Origin of the sequence: Spirillospora sp. NPDC047418 (genome assembly GCF_040643275.1) — a bacterium.
GTDB lineage: Bacteria > Actinomycetota > Actinomycetes > Streptosporangiales > Streptosporangiaceae > Spirillospora.
On the sequence record NZ_JBEYTW010000028.1, the window covers coordinates 64,053 to 82,201 of the forward strand.

At 73.3% G+C, this 18,149-nt stretch carries 17 protein-coding genes; 8 read left to right on the top strand and 9 right to left on the bottom strand.

What is annotated here, in order from left to right; translation table 11 throughout:
- The first annotated feature begins 27 nt into the window (after positions 1-27).
- The 3 genes from ABZ806_RS19510 (at position 28) to ABZ806_RS19520 (ending at position 3,184) form a co-directional block, all read left to right on the top strand.
- Positions 28-1,011, top strand: coding sequence for an ATP-binding cassette domain-containing protein (locus ABZ806_RS19510; RefSeq protein ID WP_500218720.1), 984 nt, complete (start codon positions 28-30; stop codon positions 1,009-1,011).
- A gap of 2 nt (positions 1,012-1,013) precedes the next feature.
- A complete protein-coding gene (locus ABZ806_RS19515; protein ID WP_500218721.1) occupies positions 1,014-1,907 on the top strand; it encodes an ABC transporter permease in 894 nt (297 codons plus the stop codon).
- Between the two features lie 65 nt (positions 1,908-1,972).
- Entirely contained in the window at positions 1,973-3,184 is a 1,212-nt protein-coding gene (locus tag ABZ806_RS19520) for an esterase-like activity of phytase family protein (RefSeq protein WP_500218722.1), read from the top strand.
- A 70-nt stretch (positions 3,185-3,254) separates the two neighbouring features.
- Here ABZ806_RS19520 and ABZ806_RS19525 read toward each other — a convergent pair whose 3' ends face one another.
- The 4 genes from ABZ806_RS19525 to ABZ806_RS19540 form a co-directional block, all read right to left on the bottom strand.
- Positions 3,255-4,601, bottom strand: coding sequence for an RNA polymerase sigma factor (locus ABZ806_RS19525; RefSeq protein ID WP_500218723.1), 1,347 nt, complete (start codon positions 4,599-4,601; stop codon positions 3,255-3,257).
- A 268-nt stretch (positions 4,602-4,869) separates the two neighbouring features.
- On the bottom strand, positions 4,870-5,118 hold the full coding sequence (locus ABZ806_RS19530) for a hypothetical protein (RefSeq protein WP_500218724.1): 249 nt from the start codon (positions 5,116-5,118) through the stop codon (positions 4,870-4,872).
- A gap of 66 nt (positions 5,119-5,184) precedes the next feature.
- Positions 5,185-5,412, bottom strand: a complete 228-nt coding sequence (locus tag ABZ806_RS19535) for a hypothetical protein (protein ID WP_500218725.1) — start codon at positions 5,410-5,412, stop codon at positions 5,185-5,187.
- 543 nt (positions 5,413-5,955) lie between these two features.
- On the bottom strand, positions 5,956-7,140 hold the full coding sequence (locus tag ABZ806_RS19540) for an AMP-binding protein (RefSeq protein ID WP_500218726.1): 1,185 nt from the start codon (positions 7,138-7,140) through the stop codon (positions 5,956-5,958).
- A gap of 112 nt (positions 7,141-7,252) precedes the next feature.
- Here ABZ806_RS19540 and ABZ806_RS19545 point away from each other — a divergent pair, with 112 nt between their 5' ends.
- The 3 genes from ABZ806_RS19545 to menD are packed head-to-tail and all read left to right on the top strand — an operon-like array spanning position 7,253 to position 10,844.
- The gene (locus tag ABZ806_RS19545) at positions 7,253-8,152 is read left to right on the top strand and encodes a 1,4-dihydroxy-2-naphthoyl-CoA synthase (protein WP_500218727.1); all 900 of its coding nucleotides are present in this window, start codon (positions 7,253-7,255) and stop codon (positions 8,150-8,152) included.
- Positions 8,153-8,184: 32 nt separating this feature from the next.
- Positions 8,185-9,180, top strand: coding sequence for an o-succinylbenzoate synthase (locus tag ABZ806_RS19550; RefSeq protein WP_500218749.1), 996 nt, complete (start codon positions 8,185-8,187; stop codon positions 9,178-9,180).
- Positions 9,177-10,844, top strand: a complete 1,668-nt coding sequence (gene menD, locus ABZ806_RS19555; RefSeq protein ID WP_500218728.1) for a 2-succinyl-5-enolpyruvyl-6-hydroxy-3-cyclohexene-1-carboxylic-acid synthase — start codon at positions 9,177-9,179, stop codon at positions 10,842-10,844. Before ABZ806_RS19550 ends, menD begins: the two co-directional genes overlap by 4 nt.
- A 168-nt stretch (positions 10,845-11,012) precedes the next feature.
- Here the strand turns inward: menD and ABZ806_RS19560 are convergent, their stop codons facing one another.
- Positions 11,013-11,810 carry a tyrosine-protein phosphatase gene (locus tag ABZ806_RS19560; protein WP_500218729.1) on the bottom strand — a complete coding sequence of 266 codons (798 nt, stop codon included), beginning with the start codon at positions 11,808-11,810 and terminating at the stop codon, positions 11,013-11,015.
- Between the two features lie 204 nt (positions 11,811-12,014).
- On the opposite strand from ABZ806_RS19560, the gene ABZ806_RS19565 reads away from it, so the two are divergent.
- Positions 12,015-13,055 (top strand): fatty acid desaturase family protein, encoded by a 1,041-nt coding sequence (locus ABZ806_RS19565; RefSeq protein WP_500218730.1) that lies wholly within the window; start codon positions 12,015-12,017, stop codon positions 13,053-13,055.
- Positions 13,056-13,077: 22 nt separating this feature from the next.
- Positions 13,078-13,893 carry an Fpg/Nei family DNA glycosylase gene (locus ABZ806_RS19570; protein ID WP_500218731.1) on the top strand — a complete coding sequence of 272 codons (816 nt, stop codon included), beginning with the start codon at positions 13,078-13,080 and terminating at the stop codon, positions 13,891-13,893.
- Positions 13,894-13,902: 9 nt separating this feature from the next.
- On the opposite strand, the gene ABZ806_RS19575 is transcribed toward ABZ806_RS19570, so the two are convergent.
- The 4 genes from ABZ806_RS19575 to ABZ806_RS19590 form a co-directional block, all read right to left on the bottom strand.
- Positions 13,903-15,174, bottom strand: a complete 1,272-nt coding sequence (locus tag ABZ806_RS19575; protein ID WP_500218732.1) for a cation:proton antiporter — start codon at positions 15,172-15,174, stop codon at positions 13,903-13,905.
- A gap of 6 nt (positions 15,175-15,180) precedes the next feature.
- The gene (locus ABZ806_RS19580) at positions 15,181-15,663 is read right to left on the bottom strand and encodes a cation:proton antiporter regulatory subunit (protein ID WP_500218733.1); all 483 of its coding nucleotides are present in this window, start codon (positions 15,661-15,663) and stop codon (positions 15,181-15,183) included.
- Positions 15,664-15,752: 89 nt separating this feature from the next.
- Positions 15,753-16,787: a helix-turn-helix transcriptional regulator gene (locus tag ABZ806_RS19585; protein WP_500218734.1), complete on the bottom strand. Its 1,035-nt coding sequence runs from the start codon at positions 16,785-16,787 to the stop codon at positions 15,753-15,755.
- Between the two features lie 30 nt (positions 16,788-16,817).
- Positions 16,818-18,053 (bottom strand): isochorismate synthase, encoded by a 1,236-nt coding sequence (locus ABZ806_RS19590; protein ID WP_500218735.1) that lies wholly within the window; start codon positions 18,051-18,053, stop codon positions 16,818-16,820.
- Positions 18,054-18,149: the final 96 nt, after the last annotated feature.

Consider the following 18,149-nt stretch of genomic DNA (forward strand, 5'->3'; position numbering starts at 1 on the left):
GGTGCGCATCCATGCGAGGGAGGCCCCATGCCGGACGGGGGACCCGCCGTCGAGGTCGACGGCCTCATCAAGAAGTTCGGCGACGTGGAGGCCGTGCGGGGGATCGACTTCACCGTGCGGCCGGGGGAGATCTTCGGTTTCCTCGGCCCGAACGGCGCCGGCAAGTCCACCACCATCAACATGCTCTGCACCCTGCTGCGCCCCAGCGGGGGCCGCGCGCGGGTCGCGGGCCACGACGTGGTCGCCGAGCGCGACGACGTCCGCCGCAACATCGGGCTGGTGTTCCAGGACCCGACCCTCGACGGTTACCTGTCGGGGGAGCAGAACCTGCGCTTCCACGCCGAGCTGTACGGGGTGCCGCGCGCGGTGACGGGCGACCGCATCCGGCAGGTGCTGGAGATGGTCAACCTGTGGGACCGGCGCGGCGACCTGGTGCAGACCTTCTCCGGCGGCATGAAGCGCCGCCTGGAGATCGCCCGCGGCCTGCTGCACTCGCCGCGGGTGCTGTTCCTGGACGAGCCGACCGTCGGCCTGGACCCGCAGACCCGCGCGTCGATCTGGGAGTACATCCGCCAGCTGCAGCGGGCGGAGGAGATCACGATCTTCATGACGACGCACTACATGGACGAGGCCGAGTTCTGCGAGCGCATCGCGATCATGGACTCGGGGCGGATCGTCGCCCTCGACACCCCCGAGGCGCTCAAGGCGGGCGTCGGCGAGGACCGGATCCGCATCCAGACCGCCGACGACCAGGCCGCGATCGCCGCCATCGAGGACCGGTTCGGCCTGGCGGCCGTCGTGTCGGAGGGCGCGGTCACGTTCTCGGTCGCCTCCGGTGAGGCGTTCGTGCCGCGGCTCTTCGCCGAGCTGGGCGTCGCGATCCGGTCGGTGAACGTGGCGCGCCCGTCCCTGGACGACGTCTTCATGTCGTTCACCGGCTCCACCATCCGGGACGCCGAGGCGCCGGGCAACGACCGCATGCGCATGGCGATGCGCGCGGCGAGGAGGTGACGGTGGCGAGCACCGCGGAGAAGGCGGAGCAGGCGGCCGCGGGGGTCGTGCGGGTGCGGGTGCCCGAGCGCGGCCTGCGGCAGGACCTGCGCGCCGTCAAGATCGTCCTGCACCGGGAGCTGATCCGGTTCTGGCGGGACAAGCTGCGGATGGTGTCCGGGCTCGTCCAGCCGGTGCTGTGGCTGCTGGTCATGGGCACCGGCCTGTCCAACCTCGTGACCAGCGGCGGCGGCCCGGCCGGCAGCGTCGACCTGAAGACCTTCATCTATCCCGGCGTGTGCGCGATGTCGGTGATGTTCACCGCGATGTTCTCCGCCGGGTCGATCGTGTGGGACCGCGAGTTCGGGTTCCTGCGCGAGATGCTGGTGGCGCCGGTCAGCCGCAGCGCGATCGTGATCGGCAAGTGCATCGGCGGCGCCGTCGTCGCGACCCTGCAGGGCGTGGTGATCGTGCTGCTCGCGCCGCTCGCCGGCGTCCCCTACGACCCGGTGCTGATGCTCCAGCTGATCGGCCTGATGTTCATCGGGGCGCTGGCGCTGACCGGGTTCGGGGTGATGATGGCGGCGCGGATCACCCAGATGCAGGCGTTCTTCGGCCTCATGCAGATGGCGATGATGCCGATGATGTTCCTGTCGGGCGCGCTGTACCCGCTGAACGGCCTGCCGACGTGGCTGAGCGTCCTGACCCGGTTCAACCCGCTGACCTACGCGGTCGACCCGATGCGGCACGTGGTGTTCGCACACCTGGACGTCTCGCAGCGGCTGCTGCGGACGTTCGACCCCGGCGTCACCTGGGGCGGCTGGACGGTGCCGGTCTGGCTGGAGATCGTCATCGTGCTGGCCATGGGCCTCGGGCTGATGGCGGTGGCCATCGTGGAGTTCCGCCGCGCCGACTGAGAAATCGCCTCCGCCCCGGCCGCGCTGCAGCATACTTGCCCTGCGCACGGAGTGCGTTCATTCGGATGCGAAGGGTGACGGCGGTCGACATGGACGTGAACAGGGTGATGTGGCGGGCGGCGGCGGCGACGGCCGCCGTCCTGGCGGCGGTGGCGGGCACGGCGCTCGCGGACGGGCGGCCCCGGGCGGAGGCCGCCGGCGGCGCGCCGCCGCGGGCCGGCGCGGAGGGGCTGCGGATCACGCGCTTCCTGGGGGAGCGGCGCCTCCCGCACATGATGAAGGTCGACGGCACCACCTTCGGCGGCATCTCGGGGATCGACCGCGATCCCCGCACCGGCACCTGGTACCTGATCTCCGACGACCGGTGGCGCTACGACCCGGCCCGCTTCTACACCGGCCGGCTCGACATCGACCCCGCCACCGGGAAGTTCACCGGTGTGCGGGTCACCGGCGCGGTCACACTGCGGCGGCCCGGCGGCGAACCCTATCCCGGCTTCGGCAAGCCCGGGTCGGCCGACCCCGAGACGATCCGCTTCGACCCCCGCACCCGGCGGGTCCTGTGGGGCAGCGAGGGCGACCGGCCCGACGAGGCCCACCCGGACATCCCGCTGTCGCAGATGTCGCTGGACTGGGCGCGGACCGACGGGCGGCACGCGGGCGCGCTGCGCGTCCCGCCGCCGCTGCGGCTCACCGGGGAGCACCGGGGGCCGCGCCGCAACTTCGGGTTCGAGGCGCTGACGTTCACCCCGCACGGCATCGCCGCGATGGTCGAGGGGCCCCGCTACGAGGACGGCGAGCCGCCGACCGTCCGGCACGGCGCCCTGACCCGGCTCACGCTGTGGGACCGCTCCGGGCGGGTCCGCGCCCAGTACGCCTACCCGGTCGACCGGCTCCCGGCCGCGCCGCGGCCGCCCGGCGGCATCGCCGACAGCGGCGTGTCGGAGATCCTCGCCGTGGGCGGCCACCGGTTCCTGGCGCTGGAGCGGTCCTGGCTCGAGGGCGTCGGCTACAAGGTGCGGCTGTACGAGTTCGACGTGCGGGGCGCGACCGACGTCCTGCGCCGCGACTCCCTCGCCGGGGGCGCCGCGTTCCGCCCGGTGCGCAAGCGGTTCGTCGCCGACCTCGGCGCGTTCGCGTCCCCGACGCAGAACCTGGAGGCGCTGGCGTGGGGGCCGCGGCTGACGTCGGGGGAGTGCACGCTGGTCGCCGCCTCCGACGACAACTTCGACCGGGGCGAGGTCACCGAGTTCCTGGCGTTCGCCGTCCGGGGCTGCTGACCCGGGCGGGGTGAGGGCCCGCCGGACGGTGCGGTCCGGCGGGCCCCCGGCGCCCCCGTGCGGGGGCGGGTCAGACGGCGAAGTCCAGAAGCGGGCGGGCGTTGCTCGGGTGCCGCAGCTTGGACAGCGACTCCTTCTCCAGCTGCCGGATCCGCTCGCGGGTCAGCCCGAGGGCCTTGCCGATCTCGTCCAGGGTGCGCGGCGTCCCGTCGTACAGCCCGAACCGCATCGCCATGATCTTGGCCTCGCGGGGGGACAGGATGTCCAGGGTGCGGCGCAGCTGGTCGGCCATGAGCTGGCGGTCGACGAGCTCGGACGCCTCGGGGCTGTCGGTGTCCTCGATGAGGTCGCCGATGCGGGTCTCGCCGTCCTCGCCGATGGTGGAGTCCAGGCTGATCGGCTGGCGGCTGGTGCGCAGCAGCTCGCGGACCTGCTCGGGGCTCTTGTCCAGTTCGACGGCCAGTTCCTCGGGGGTGGGCTCGCGGCCGAGCCGCTGGTGCATGTCGCGCTCGACGCGGCTCAGCTTGCTGAGCATCTCCAGCACGTGCACGGGCAGCCGGATCGTGCGGGCCGAGTCGGCGAAGCCGCGCTGTATGGCCTGCCGGATCCACCACATCGCGTAGGTGGAGAACTTGTAGCCCTTGGAGTAGTCGAACTTCTCCACGGCGCGGATCAGGCCGAGGTTGCCCTCCTGGACGACGTCCAGCAGCGACAGGCCGCGGTCGGAGTACTTCTTGGCGACCGACACCACGAGCCGGAGGTTGGCCTCCAGCATGTGGGCCTTGGCGCGGCGGCCGTCGGCGGCGACCCATTCCAGGTCGGCGCGCAGGGCGCGGGAGAGGTCGGCGGTCTCCAGCTTGTGCTCGGCGTACAGCCCGGCCTCGATGCGCTTGGCGAGGTCGACCTCCTGCTCGGCGGTGAGCAGCTGGCGGCGGCCGATGGCCTTGAGGTAGGTGTGGACGGAGTCGCCCATGGCGGTCGAGTGGTCGTCCAGGTCGGCGGGGGCCTCGGCGGCCTCGACCTCGGTGACCTCGAACCCGCCGTCGCCCGCGGTGTCCGCGGCGGGCTTGGCGGCCTCGCCGGCGGCCTTGGCCGGGGTCTTGGACGCGGCCGCCGACTTGCGTGCGGCGCGCTTCTTGGCGGGGGAGGGCGTCGCCTGGGCGGTCTCGCCGCCGTCGTGGTCGACGGCCGCGGCCATCTTGCGGACGGTGTCCGGCTCGCCGGCCAGGCTGATGCCGGCCTCCGACAGCTCGCGCAGGATCGAGCGGCCCTGGGCCGGGCTGATCCCGGCGCTCTCGAAGGCCCCTCGCACCTCGTCGAGCGAGAGGCGTCCTTGGGCCCGGCCACGCTTGAGGAGCTCGTTGAGCGCGGGGCCCGCCGACTCCGTGAGCGGGGTCTCGACGGCGCTTCGCGGCATGGGGACACCCCCCTCCCTTCGGTGTCTGAGTGCGGCGCGGATTGTTGTTCGCTGGTGGCGCACGCACTTATCGGAACGTCGCACGACCGGGTCATTGTTCCCAGACCCGTGCGACCGGCGGCCCGCCGGAGGATCGCGGAGGAACGATCCAGACGCTGCAGGTGCCCGGAATGGGCCGTTTCATACCTCTGACCAGAACCGATCTGACCTTACTACGTAAAGGCGCCGGGCCGCGGCGGCGTGACGAACGGCGGCGTGACGAACGACACTACCCGCCGGACTCCTGCTGCCGCAGCGGCCCGCCGTACCGCGCGATGACGCGTTCCCGCAGCTCAGGATCGTCCCGGGGGACCGGTTCGAGGAACACCTCGTCGATCTCCTCGTGGGCGTCGTGCAGTTCGCGCGCCATCCGGACGCAGGCGCGCTCGACGTCGCCGGCGGTGAGGTCGTCGCGGAAGTCCAGCCGGGCGCAGGCGAGGACGCGGTCGGCGCCGAACGTCACGGTGATGATGTCCACGACCCACTCGACCTCGGGCGCCGCGCCGAGGCGGGCGCGGACGTCGGCGACGATCCGGGGGTCGGCCTAGGTCCCGGTCAGCAGGTTGAGGTTGATGCGGCCGAGGACCAGCGCGACGGCGGTGAGCAGCACGCCGATGAGCAGCGACCCGATGCCGTCCCAGGTCGCCGAGCCCGTCAGCCGGTGCAGGCCGAGCGCGCCCGCGGCGATCAGGACGCCGATGAGGGCGGCCGAGTCCTCCAGCAGGACGCTGACCGAGGTGGGCTCGTCGGTCCGCCGGATGTGGGCGAGCATCGGCAGGTCCTCGGCGCGGGCGGCGGCGCGGACCTGCCGGACCGCCTGCTGTCAGGAGATCCCCTCCCCGGTAAGCGGCCGCCACGGTGAGGATCACCGACTCGAGATTGATTCGGTCTCTTCCCCGCGACGGCCGCTCGATCTGGTCCCCGTTTGAGGATTCGCTGCTTGCCAGCAGCGTCCAGATTTGACGTGCTCCTCGGGCCGGGGCCTGAGGATTAGGTCCGCACCACAAGATGTGGCGCCACCACGGCTTCCTGCTTCACGGACCTGCGCCACCGGTGGTGGTCTTACCTGATCTCCACAGGCTTGCGAGCTGGTTAGAGCTCCGTTCCCGCCCGTCCGGCGGTACCCAACGGTGCCACTTTACCAGACTGTCAACGCTCTGTAGTGATGTATTCACTTTCCGAGATTGGGCTGTATGTTGGATTGGCCAGGAGGCAGCAAGGTCGGAACGCCCTCGTTCTCCTTGCTCTCCTCGTGCTCGCCGTACTAGTCCTGCCCGCTGCGCCGTCCGGCCATGGTCACCCTCTCCCCGCTCGATCACGGTGTCATGCGCGGCGGGGTGGGGGAGCCGGGGAGGCGCAGGCGGGCGCGGTCGGGTTTCCCGGACGCCAGCAGCGGGATCTCCTCCACCAGGTCCAGCTCGCGGGGGGCGGCGTAGGCGGGCATCGTCGCGCGGACGAGGGCGCGCAGTTCGGTCAGCTCCGGCAGGGCCGGGGCCGCGGGGACGACGACGGCGGTGACGCGCTCGCCCCATTCGGGGTCGGGCCGTCCGACCACGACGACGTCGCGGACCGCCGGGTGCCGCGACAGCGCGGCGGCGACCTCCCCGGCGACGACCTTCTCCCCGCCGGTGTTGATGACGTCGTCGACGCGGCCGCGCACGCGGAGCCGGCCGTCCTCGATCGCGCCGAGGTCCTGGGTGACGAACCAGTCGCCGTCCCTGGCCTCGGCGGTCAGCTCGGGGCGCAGCCGGTAGCCGGTGAACAGGGACGGGCCGGCCAGCCGGATCCGGCCGCCGTCGCCCAGCCCGACGCGCATGCCGTCCAGGGGCGTCCCGTCGTAGACGCAGCCGCCGCAGGTCTCGCTCATGCCGTAGGTGGTGAACACGCGGGCGCCGCGCTCGCGGGCCTCGGCGAGCAGGCCGGGCGCGGCGGCGGCGCCGCCGAGGACGATCGCGCCGAGCCGCGACAGGCCGGCGCCGGTGTCCAGCAGGCGGCGCAGCTGGGTCGGGACGAGGGAGACGTGCAAGCCGTCCGCCCGCGCGACCGCGGCGGCGTCGAAGCGCGGCATGATGACCGGCTCGGTGCCGGCGAGCAGGGAACGCACGAGGACCTGGACGCCGGAGATGTGGCTGGTGGGCAGGCAGCACAGCCACCGGTCGTCCGGCTTGGCCTCGATGCGGGCCAGGGTGCCGGCGGCGGAGTGCCGCAGCGCGTCCGCCGACAGCTCGACGAACTTGGGGGCGCCGGTGGAGCCGGACGTGGCGATCAGCACGTCCGTGCCGCCGCCGGTGCGCGCGCGCCCGGGGGTGGAGCGGCGGACGAGCCCGCCGGGCGTCTCGACCGCGTCGGGGGCCAGGGCGTCCAGCAGGGCGCGCAGGGCCGGCTCGGGCAGGTCGGGGGAGAGCGGGCAGATCACGGGACCGCCGTCGAGCGCGTCCGCCAGGGCGTCCAGGAGGGCGGGGCCGGGGGGCAGGACGACGGCGTGCAGCGGGCGATCCATGATCTCGCCAGCCTAGACGACCCCGCTGAACGCGTTCAAACGGGGAGGCGGTTGAATGGGCCACGACCGCCCGCGACCCCGGCCGGGGCGGGCGCTTCAGGGAGAGGAACACATGGTCTCGGAGCTGTTCGACGCGAACGCGTGGAAAGAGGTCGAGGGGTTCGGCTTCACCGACATCACCTACCACCGGGCCGTCGACCACGGCACGGTGCGGGTGGCGTTCAACCGCCCGGAGGTGCGCAACGCGTTCCGCCCCCACACGGTGGACGAGCTGTACCGGGCGCTCGACCACGCGCGGATGTCCAGCGACATCGGGTGCGTGCTGCTGACGGGCAACGGGCCGTCGCCGAAGGACGGCGGCTGGTCGTTCTGCTCGGGCGGCGACCAGCGCATCCGCGGCAAGGACGGCTACAGGTACGCCGAGGGCGAGACGTCCGACACGATCGACCCGGCGCGGGCGGGGCGGCTGCACATCCTGGAGGTGCAGCGGCTGATCCGGATGATGGGCAAGGTCGTCATCTGCGTGGTGCCGGGCTGGGCGGCGGGCGGCGGCCACAGCCTGCACGTGGTGTGCGACCTGACCCTCGCCAGCCGGGAGCACGCCCGGTTCAAGCAGACCGACGCCGACGTGGCGAGCTTCGACGGCGGGTTCGGGTCGGCGTACCTGGCGCGGCAGGTCGGGCAGAAGTTCGCCCGCGAGATCTTCTTCCTCGGCGACACCTACGACGCCGAGGCCGCGCACGGCATGGGCATGGTCAACGCGGTCGTCCCGCACGCCGAGCTGGAGGCGACGGCGCTGGAGTGGGCGCGGAAGGTCAACGGCAAGAGCCCGACGGCGCAGCGGATGCTGAAGTTCGCGTTCAACCTGGTCGACGACGGTCTCGTGGGGCAGCAGGTGTTCGCCGGCGAGGCGACGCGGCTGGCCTACGGCACCGACGAGGCGGCCGAGGGGCGCGACTCGTTCCTGGAGAAGCGGGACCCCGACTGGTCGCGTTTCCCGTGGTACTACTAAGTGTTCATACGCACGGCGTGATCCGGAATACCGTGATTTCGGCGGGCAGACCATCGGCAGGTCAGGGGGTTCGGCGGGTGCGGGTCTTCTCCATCCCGATGCGGACGCGGTTCCGCGGTGTGACGCGGCGGGACGGCCTGCTCGTGCGGGGCCCCGCCGGGTGGGGGGAGTTCTCGCCGTTCGCCGAGTACGGCCCGGCCGAGTGCGCCCGCTGGCTGGCGGCCGCCCGGGAGGCCGCGCACGAGGGCTGGCCCGCGCCCGTCCGGGACCGGATCCCGGTGAACGTGACGATCCCCGCGGTGGACCCGGAGCGGGCGTTCGCGATGACCAAGGAGTCCGGCTGCCGCACCGCGAAGGTGAAGGTCGCCGAGCGCGGGCAGGGCGACGCCGACGACATGGCGCGGGTCGAGGCCGTCCGGGACGCGATCGGGCCGGACGGCCGCGTGCGCATCGACGTGAACGGCCGCTGGGACGTCGACCACGCCGCCCGGATGATCCGGGCGCTGGACCGGTGGGAGCTGGAGTACGCCGAGCAGCCCTGCGCGACGCTGGAGGAGCTCGCGCGGGTGCGGCGGCGGGTGGACGTGCCCGTCGCGGCGGACGAGTCGATCCGCCGCGCCGAGGACCCGCTGAAGGTGCGGGCGGCGGAGGCCGCCGACGTGGCGGTGCTGAAGGTGCAGCCGCTCGGCGGGGTCGCGGCGGCGCTGCGGGTCGCCGAGGCGTGCGGGCTGCCGGTGGTGGTGTCGAGCGCGGTGGAGACGTCGGTGGGGCTGGCGGCGGGCGTGGCCCTCGCGGCCGCGCTGCCGGACCTGCCGTACGCGTGCGGGCTGGGCACGCTGTCGCTGCTGGAGGGCGACGTGGTGCACGATCCGCTGCGGCCGGTGGCGGGCGAGATCGAGGTGCGGCGGCCCGTGCCGGACGAGGAGGCGCTGCGCCGCTGGGAGGTGCCCGCCGGCGGGTGGCGGGACCGCGCCCTGGCCGCGCAGGAGCACCTGGCCGGCGCGGCGGTGATCGGGGTGGCGCCGTGAACCCGGCGACCGCGCTGGCGACCGTCCTGGTCGACGAGCTGCTGCGGTGCGGGATGAGCGACGCGGTGCTGGCGCCGGGGTCGCGGTCGGCGCCGCTGGCGCTGGCGCTGCAGGCCGCCGAGGAGGCGGGGCGGCTGCGGCTGCACGTGCGGATCGACGAGCGGTCGGCGTCGTTCCTCGGGCTGGGCCTGGCGAAGCGGTCGAGCCGCCCGGTGGCGCTGGTGTGCACGTCGGGGACGGCGGCGGCGAACTTCCATCCGGCGGTGATCGAGGCGCACGAGTCCGGCGTCCCGCTGATCGTGCTCACCGCGGACCGGCCGCCGGAGCTGCGCGACACCGGCGCGAACCAGACGATCGACCAGGTGAAGCTGTACGGGACGGCGGTGCGGTGGGCCACCGAGGTCGGCGTGCCGGAGAACCGCCCCGGGATGGTGGCGTACTGGCGGTCGCTGGTCAGCCGCGCGTGGGGGGCGGCGCAGGCGCCGTCGCCGGGGCCGGTGCACCTGAACGCGGCGTTCCGCGAGCCGCTGATCCCCGACGGCGACGAGACGTGGTGCGAGCCCCTGGACGGCGACGCGACGGGCGCGTGGACGAAGGTGCGGCCGGCGACGCCGGGGTCGGTGCTGCACGTCCCGCCGACGCGCCGCGGCGTGCTGGTGGTGGGGGACGGGGCGTCGAACGTCAAGCGGTACGTGGCGGCTGCGTCGATGGCGGGGTGGCCCGTGCTGGCGGAGCCGAACGGCAACGCCCGCTACGGCGACCACGCGCTGTCGTCGCACCATTTCCTGCTGGGCGTCCCGGAGTTCGTGGAGCGGCACCGTCCCGAGGTGGTGGTGACGCTCGGCAAGCCGGGGCTGTCGCGGCCGCTGCTGTCGCTGCTGCGGCGCGCCGAGGAGCACATCGTCCTCGCGCCGGACCTGGCGCGCTGGCCCGACCCGGTCCGGTCGGCGACGCAGGTGGCGCCGGAGGTGGAGATCCCGGTCGTGTCGGGCGACGACGCGTGGCTGCGGTCGTGGCGGGCCGCGGACCTGGCCGCCGCGGCGGCGGTGGACGCGGTGCTGGACGCGGTGCCGCAGGTGAGCGAGCCGCGGCTGGCCCGCGACCTGGTCGCCGGGCTGCCGGGCGGGTCGCTGCTGTTCACCGCGGCGAGCATGCCGATCCGGGACCTGGACCAGGTGATGCGGCCGCGCCGCGGCATCCGGATCATGGCGAACCGCGGTGCGAGCGGCATCGACGGGCTGATCTCGACGGCGATGGGCGCCGCGCTGGCGCACAGCGGCCGCTCCTACGCGCTGCTCGGCGACCTGGCGTTCCTGCACGACCAGAACGGCCTGATCGTCGGCCCGTACGACCGGCGCCCCGACCTGGCGGTCATCGTGGTGAACAACCGGGGCGGCGGGATCTTCTCGCTGCTGCCGCAGGCGGCGCTGCGCGGCCCGTTCGAGCGGGTCTTCGGCACCCCGCACCAGGTGGACGTGGAGACGGTCGCCGCTGCGCACGGCGTCCCGTACCGGCGGCTGGAGGCCGCGGCGGACCTGCCGAAGGCGATGGTGGGGGAGGGGCTGCGGATCATCGAGGCCCGCACCGACAGGGAGGCGAACGCGGCCCTGCACGCCGAGATCCGCAAGGCGGCCCAGGCCGCCGTCCGCGAGACCCTCGCCTGACCCGGCCGCCCGTCCATGCCGGCGCCCCGCGAATACTTCATCTTTCAAATTACAATGTAAAGGTGCCGGGCGGGAGCACTGCCTCCAGATCCAAAACCTCATGAAACCCCAACGACGTCGCGGGCTTCTCGGTAGGTCGAAGGTCTGGAGTTTCGCCGGACGGGAGGGTCAGGGGGTGAGGAGGCGGTCGCGGAGGGCGTCGGTGTCCTCGGACGTCCAGCCGTGCCCGGCCAGCCAGCCGAGCGTCCCGCCGAACTCCTCGTCGACGCGGGCGAGCAGCTTCTCCATCAGGGCGGCGTGCGGCTTGTGGGTGTCGGCGGGACGGGAGTCCAGGTCGGCGGCGTAGGTGTCGCTGGCCCGCAGCCGGCCCAGGACGGCCTCCAGGCGCTCGCCGGTCTGGACGTAATCGGCGACGATCGCCTCGCGCGTGACGCCCGCGACGTCGAGGGTGAGGGCGCAGACGACGCCGGTCCGGTCCTTGCCGGCGGCGCAGTGCACCAGTGACGAGCCGTCGGTGCGGGTCATGACGCGCAGGGCGGCGACGATGGAGTCGCCGCGGTCGGCCAGATAGCCCAGGTAGTGGCCGGTGGAGCGGTCGTCCTGCCAGGGCAGCGCCTTGTCCACGTCGACGTCGGTGTCGGTGTCGGCGGCCGTGTCGGCGGCGACGTCGGTGTGGCGGCCCGCCTCGGGGAACAGCGACAGATGGTGGACGGTCACGGTCGGTATGCGGGTGAGGGGGCCGGGGCCCTCGAGGCGTACTTCGGCCTCGCTGCGCAGGTCGATGACGTTCTTCAGGGCGTAGTCGTCGAGCAGGATGCGGACGTCGGTGACCGAGAGGTCCTGGAGGTTGTCGGAGCGGAGCACGCAGCCCCGCCTGGTGGTCCTGCCGTCGGCCGTGGGGAGCCCGCCGAGGTCCCGGGCGTTGACGGCTCCGTCCAGTTCGATCCACCGCGTGCCATCGTCCATGACTTATGACCTTATAGGGGCGAGGTGGGCGGACTTTTACGCAGGGTCCCGTTCTGGAGGGAAGGACGTCCTTGGGGTGAGGCGTGGGGGCCGCTACCGGGACCTGCGAGCCAGGGGACAGTTGGCTCCACAGCGTGGCGACCGCACGGCCTCACGCTCCGTAGCGTTCGAGGACCCGTTCTTCCTACTCGAACTGGAGGCTTCATGCCCGCGACCCTGCACGCTCCCTCCCCGTCGTCCGCCACGCCGGGGGGCCGGGCCGGCAGCGACTTCGCACCGCTGGCGCGGCGGGTCCGCGAGAGCGGGCTGCTGGAGCGCCGCCGCGGCTACTACGCGCGGGCCATCGGGCTGAACCTCGCCGCGACGGCCGCGGTGTGGGGGGCCGTGGCGTGGGCGGGCGCCGGCTGGTGGACGGTTCTGCTCGGCGTCCCCCTCGCCGTCCTGGCGGCACGGATGGGGTTCCTCGGGCATGACGCGGGGCACCGGCAGATCGCCCGGTCCGCGCGGGGGAACCGGTGGCTGGGGCTGCTGCTGGGGAACCTGCTGCTCGGGATGGGGCACGGGTGGTGGAACGACAAGCACAACCGGCACCACGCCAATCCGAACCATGTGGGCAAGGACCCGGACGTGGGGGAGGGCGTGCTGGCGTGGACGCAGGAGCAGGCCGGGCGGAAGCGGGGCGTGCTGCGGTGGGTGGCGCGGCATCAGGCGGCGCTGTTCTTCCCGCTGCTGACGCTGGAGGGCGTCAACCTCAAGGTGGGGAGCGTGCTGTTCCTGCGCGGCCGGTCCCGGCGCGACCAGCTGGTCGAGGGTGGTCTGCTGCTGGCCCACGCGGTGGGGTACCTGGCGCTGGCGTTCACGCTGCTGCCGCCGGCGCAGGCGGTGGCGTTGATCGCGGTGCAGCACGCGCTGTTCGGGGTGCATCTGGGGGCGGTGTTCGCGCCGAACCACAAGGGGATGGCGATGCCGGAGCCCGGTGAGCGGTGGGGGCATCTGCGGCGGCAGGTGCTGACGTCGCGGAACGTGCGGGGCGGGGTGTTCACCGACTGGCTGATGGGCGGGCTGAACTACCAGATCGAGCACCACCTGTTCCCGGGGATCCCGCGGTGCAACCTGCGGCGGGTGCGGCCGCTGGTGATGGAGCACTGCGCGGCGGTGGGCGTTCCGTACACCGAGACGGGTCTCGTCGAGTCGTACCGGCAGGCTCTGGGTCACATGCGGGAGATCGGGGAGCCGCTGCGGTAGGGGCGGGGCTATGCTCCGGGCCATGCCCGAGGGACACACGATTCATCGCCTGGCCGCCGATCATCAGCGGATGTTCGGCGGCCTCGCCGTCGCGGCCGCGAGTCCGCAGGGGCGGTTCGCCGAGGGGGCGCGGCGGCTGGACGGGCGGGTGCTGGTGGACGCGGACGCGCACGGCAAGCATCTGCTGCTGGGGTTCGACGACGAGCTGACGTTGCACGTGCATCTGGGGATCTACGGCAGGTTCGGGTTCGGGGCGCTGCCGGCTCCGGATCCGGTGGGGCTGGTGCGATTGCGGCTGGTGGGCGGGGAGCATTTCGCGGATCTGCGGGGTCCGAACACGTGCGAGGTGCTGGAGCCGGGCGAGGTGAAGCTGCTGCGGGACCGGCTGGGGCCCGATCCGCTGCGGGCGGACGCCGATCCGGAGCTCGCGTGGCGGCGGGTCAGCCGGGCGCGGACGCCGATCGCCGTGCTGCTGATGGATCAGTCGGTGGTGGCGGGGCCGGGGAACATCTACCGGGCGGAGGTGCTGTTCCGGCAGGGGATCGATCCGCGGTTGCCGGGGCGGCGGGTGTCGGCGGGGCAGTGGGCGGCGATCTGGGACGATCTGGTGCTGCTGATGGCGGAGGGAGTCCGGGTGGGGCGGATCGACACGGTCCGTCCGGAGCACACGCCGGAGGCGATGGGGCGTCCGCCGCGGGTGGACGACCATGGTGGTGAGGTGTACGTGTACCGGCGTGCGGGGTTGCCGTGCCTGGTGTGCGGGACGCCGGTGGCGGCGGCGGAGGTGGCGTCGCGGAACCTGTTCTGGTGTCCGGGGTGCCAGCCACCGGCGGGGTGAGGCGGGCGGTCAGGAGACCGTGGGTGTGGGGCCGGTGTCGCCGGTGGCGGTGCGGCCGGTGCCGGTGTGGGCGGGCCTGGTGATGACGGGGACGTCGTCGTCGGTCTGCGGGGCGCGGCGTTGGTGGCGGCGGCTGCGCAGGCGGGCGGCGACGGGTTCGGTGCCGCGGGCGAGGACGGGTCCGGCGACGGCGAGGATGAGGACGTAGGCGGCGGCGAGGGGGCCGAGGCGGGGGTTGGTGCCGGCGCTGACGGCGAGTCCGGCGATGACGATGTTGAACTCGCCGCGGGGGACGAGGGCGGCGCCGGCGCGGAGGCGTCCGGTGGTGGCGACGCCGGCGCGGCGGGCGGCGATCCAGCCGGTGGCCATCTTGGTGAGGATGCCGGCGGCGGCGAGGAGCGCGGCGATGCCGAGGACGGGCGGGAGATCGCCGGGGTCGGTGCGCAGGCCGAAGAAGACGAAGAAGACGGCGGCGAAGAGGTCGCGCAGGGGTGCGAGGAGTTTCTGGGCGGTGTGGGCGAGGGTGCCGGACAGGGCGATGCCGACGAGGAAGGCGCCGACGGCGGCGGAGACCTGGAGGCGCTGGGCGATGCCGGCGACGAGGAGGGTGAGGCCGAGGACTTTGAGGAGGAGGACTTCTTCGCTGGGGCTGGCGACGAAGCGTTCGACGAGCTTTCCGTGGCGGAGGGCGATGTAGAGGATGACGGTGATGGTGGCGGCGGCGATGGCGAGGGCGGTGGCGCCGCCGACGAGTCCGGCGCCGGCGAGCAGTGCGGTGAGGATGGGCAGGTAGGCGGCCATGGTGAGGTCTTCGAAGACGAGGACCGAGAGCAGGGCGGGGGTTTCGCGGTTGCCGATCCAGCCGAGGTCGCCGATGACTTTGGCGGTGATGCCGGAGGAGGTGACGTAGGTGATGCCGCCCATGGCGACGGCGGCGACGGGGCCCCAGCCGAGCAGGAGGGCGGCGGCGACGCCGGGGGCGGCGTTGAGGGCGATGTCGGCGAGGCCGGTGGGTGCGTTGGTGCGCAGGGTGCCGACGAGTTCGCTGGCGGTGTATTCGAGGCCGAGGCTGAACAGCAGGAGGATGACGCCGACTTCGGCGCCGATGGAGACGAATTCCTCGCTGGTGGTGAGGGGGAGGATGCCGCCTGCGCCGAAGGCGAGGCCGGCGATGAGGTAGAGGGGGATGGGGGAGATCGAGAAGCGGACGGAGACGGCGCCGAGCAGTCCGAGGGCGAGGATGATGGCGCCGAGTTCGATGAGTTGGACGGCTGCGTGCATGCGCGGTCAGCCGGTCGCGAGGATCTGGGCGACGGCGGAGGTGCCTTCTCCGGTGCCGACGACGACGATGATGTCGCCGGCGGTGAAGGTGAAGTCGGGGCGGGGGCTGGCGAGGACCTGTCCTTCGCGGACGACGGCGACGATGGAGGCGCCGGTGCGGGTGCGGGCGCGGGTGTCGCCGAGGGGGCGTCCGTCGTAGGGGGAGCCGGCGGCGATGGGGTACTGCTCGGTGATGAGTCCTTCGACCTGGCGGTGGAGTTCGGCGAGGTGTTCGACGATGCGTCCGGTGCCGAGGAGTTCGGCGATGGCGTTGGCCTCTTCGGCGGTGAGGGCGACGGTGGCGATGCAGCTGTCGGGGTCTTCTTTGTCGTAGATGACCAGGTCGCGGCGGCCGGTGCGGTGGGAGATGACGCCGAGTTGGCGGCCGCGGCCGGTGGTCATGACGTGCTGCAGGCCGATTCCGGGCAAAGCGGTCCGTTCGACGTCCACGGTGCTTCGTCCTCCGTCTCACTGTGCTGGGGTTGTACACGACCGTACCGGGCGCGGTGGGGTCGTCGGGTGTGCGGGTGGTGGGGTCGTCATCCCTGGTGGGTGGGTGCGGGGGTGTAGCGGGCGGCGAGTGCGCGGACGGTGGCGGTGATCATGGCGCGGAGTTCGGGCGGGTCGAGGACTTCGACGTCGGCGCCGAGTTTGAGGAATTCGACGTGGGCGTGGCGGACGGATTCGATGGGGAGGACGGCTCGGATCCATGTGCGGGGGCCGGGTGGGTCGGCGGCGTCGCGGTCGGCCCCGTCGGCCCCGTCGGCCCGGGCGTCGAGGGCGGCGCGGGCCATGGCGGGCGGGAGCAGGATCTGGGCGCGGGTGAGTCCTTCGGGGGAGAGTAGGACGGTGGCGTGCTCGGGGTAGGAGTCGGCTTCGAAGCGTTCGGTGTAGGCGGTCCAGTGGGCGGCGAGGTCGAATCCGGCGGGGCGGTCGAAGCGGTCGGGCAGGACGCTGAGGGCCAGGACGCGTGAGATGCGGTAGGTCCGCGGTTCCGCGGTGGTGTCGGCGGGTTGGGCGATGAGGTACCAGGAGCCGGCCTTGAGGACGACGCCGAGGGGTTCGAGGGTGCGGGTGACCTGCTGGGGGCGCTGCCAGCGGCGGTAGCGGATCTGGATGGGGTGCTGGTTCCAGACTGCGTCGGCGATGGCGTGCAGGTGGGGGACGTCGTCGGGGGTGCGGAACCAGCCGGGTGCGTCGAGGTGGAAGCGTTCGCGGATGCGGGTGGCGCGGGTGCGGAGGGCGGGCGGGAGTGCGGCGAGGAGTTTGAGTTCGGCGGCGAGGACGTCGCCGAGGCCGAGCTGGGTGGCGGGTCCGGGGATGCCCGACAGGGGGAGGGAGGCGGCTTCGGCTTCGGTGAGTCCGGTGAGGCGGGTGCGGTATCCGCCGAGGAGGCGGTAGCCGCCGTCGGGTCCGCGGTCGGCGTAGACGGGGACGCCGGCGGTGCTGAGGGATTCGACGTCGCGGTAGACGGTGCGGACGGAGACCTCGAGTTCGGCGGCGAGTTCGCGGGCGGTCATGCGTTCGCGGGTCTGCAGGAGCAGCAGGAGGGACAGCAGCCGGCTCGCGCGCATCGTCCCAGTGTGCCCGGTCCGCGGGTGGGGTCAGCCCTGGAGGGCGTACTGCATGGGGCGGAACTTGGCGTGGGCTTCGGCGAGTTCGGCGGCGGGGTCGGAGTCGGCGACGATGCCGCAGCCGGCGAACAGGCGGGCGCGGGTGCCGTCGATCTCGGCGCAGCGCAGTGCGATGCCCCATTCGCCGTCGCCGCGGGCGTCGACCCAGCCGACGGGGCCGGCGTAGCGGCCGCGGTCCATGCCCTCGAGTTCGCGGATGAGGTCGAGGGCGGTGTCGGTGGGGGTGCCGCAGACGGCGGGGGTGGGGTGCAGGGCGGCGACGACGTCCAGGACGGAGCGGTCGGCGGTGAGGCGGCCGTGGATGGGGGAGGCGAGGTGCAGGACGTTGGGGAGGGTGAGGAGTTCGGGCCGGGCGGGGACGGTGAGGTCGGCGCACAGGGGGGTGAGGGCGTCGCGGACCATTTCGGCGGCGTAGGCGTGCTCTTGGCGGTCCTTGGCGGAGCGGAAGAGGCGGCGGGCGCGGTCGCGGTCGTCGTCGGGGGTGGTGCCGCGTGGGGTGGTGCCGGCCAGGACGAGGGATTGGACGTCGTCGCCGGTGCGGCGGATGAGGAGTTCGGGGGTGGCGCCGACGAGGCCGGCGCAGGAGAAGGTGTAGCAGGCGGGGAAGCGTGCGGCGAGGCGCTGCAGGAGGACGCGGGCGTCGATGGGGGCGGTGGCGCGGGCGGTGAGGTCGCGGGCGAGGACGACCTTGCCGAGGCGTCCGGCGCGGATGCGGTCGACGGCGGTGGCGACGGCGTGCTTCCAGTCGTCCTCGGTGCGGGCGCCGCCGCTCCAGTGCAGGCCGGTGGGCGGGTGGGGCGGGTTGGCGAGGGTGAGGGGGTCGGTGTCGTCGCCGATGGTGGTGAGCCAGGCGCGGCCGTCGCGGCGGCCGAGGATGCGGCGCGGGACGATGAGGGTGGAGTCGGGGGATTTGGGGTCGAAGCCGAAGGAGCCGAAGGCGACGGGTCCGGAGCCGGGGACGGCGACGGGGTCGTCGACGGCGGCGGCGCCGAACAGGTCGCCGAGCATGCGGGCGGCGGCGGTGAAGCGGTCCTCGCCGCCGGGGAGGGTGAGGCGGGCGGCCTCGCCCCAGCCGACGATGCCCTGGCCGTGGCGGATCCAGGCGAGTGCGGAGGGGTGCGGGAGCCGCGCGATGAGGTCGCCCGGGTCGGGGACCGGGACGGTGCGGACGGTGAGTCGGTCCGGTGCTGTCACGGCGAGCTTCACACGGGCCACTGTACGCCAGATTTGAACCTGTTCAAACGGTGGGGGCGGGGGTGCGGGGTGAGGTGTGCGCCACACCGGCGGGTGCCGTGCGCCGGG

Coding starts and splice junctions, on each gene's coding strand:
- ABZ806_RS19520 (WP_500218722.1), top strand. CDS start 1,973: ATGCGAAGGGTGACGGCGGTCGACATGGACGTGAACAGGGTGATGTGG.
- ABZ806_RS19565 (WP_500218730.1), top strand. CDS start 12,015: ATGCCCGCGACCCTGCACGCTCCCTCCCCGTCGTCCGCCACGCCGGGG.
- ABZ806_RS19540 (WP_500218726.1), bottom strand. CDS start 7,140: ATGGATCGCCCGCTGCACGCCGTCGTCCTGCCCCCCGGCCCCGCCCTC.
- ABZ806_RS19570 (WP_500218731.1), top strand. CDS start 13,078: ATGCCCGAGGGACACACGATTCATCGCCTGGCCGCCGATCATCAGCGG.
- ABZ806_RS19545 (WP_500218727.1), top strand. CDS start 7,253: ATGGTCTCGGAGCTGTTCGACGCGAACGCGTGGAAAGAGGTCGAGGGG.
- ABZ806_RS19560 (WP_500218729.1), bottom strand. CDS start 11,810: ATGGACGATGGCACGCGGTGGATCGAACTGGACGGAGCCGTCAACGCC.
- ABZ806_RS19535 (WP_500218725.1), bottom strand. CDS start 5,412: ATGCTCGCCCACATCCGGCGGACCGACGAGCCCACCTCGGTCAGCGTC.
- ABZ806_RS19575 (WP_500218732.1), bottom strand. CDS start 15,174: ATGCACGCAGCCGTCCAACTCATCGAACTCGGCGCCATCATCCTCGCC.
- ABZ806_RS19510 (WP_500218720.1), top strand. CDS start 28: ATGCCGGACGGGGGACCCGCCGTCGAGGTCGACGGCCTCATCAAGAAG.
- ABZ806_RS19585 (WP_500218734.1), bottom strand. CDS start 16,787: ATGCGCGCGAGCCGGCTGCTGTCCCTCCTGCTGCTCCTGCAGACCCGC.
- ABZ806_RS19525 (WP_500218723.1), bottom strand. CDS start 4,601: ATGCCGCGAAGCGCCGTCGAGACCCCGCTCACGGAGTCGGCGGGCCCC.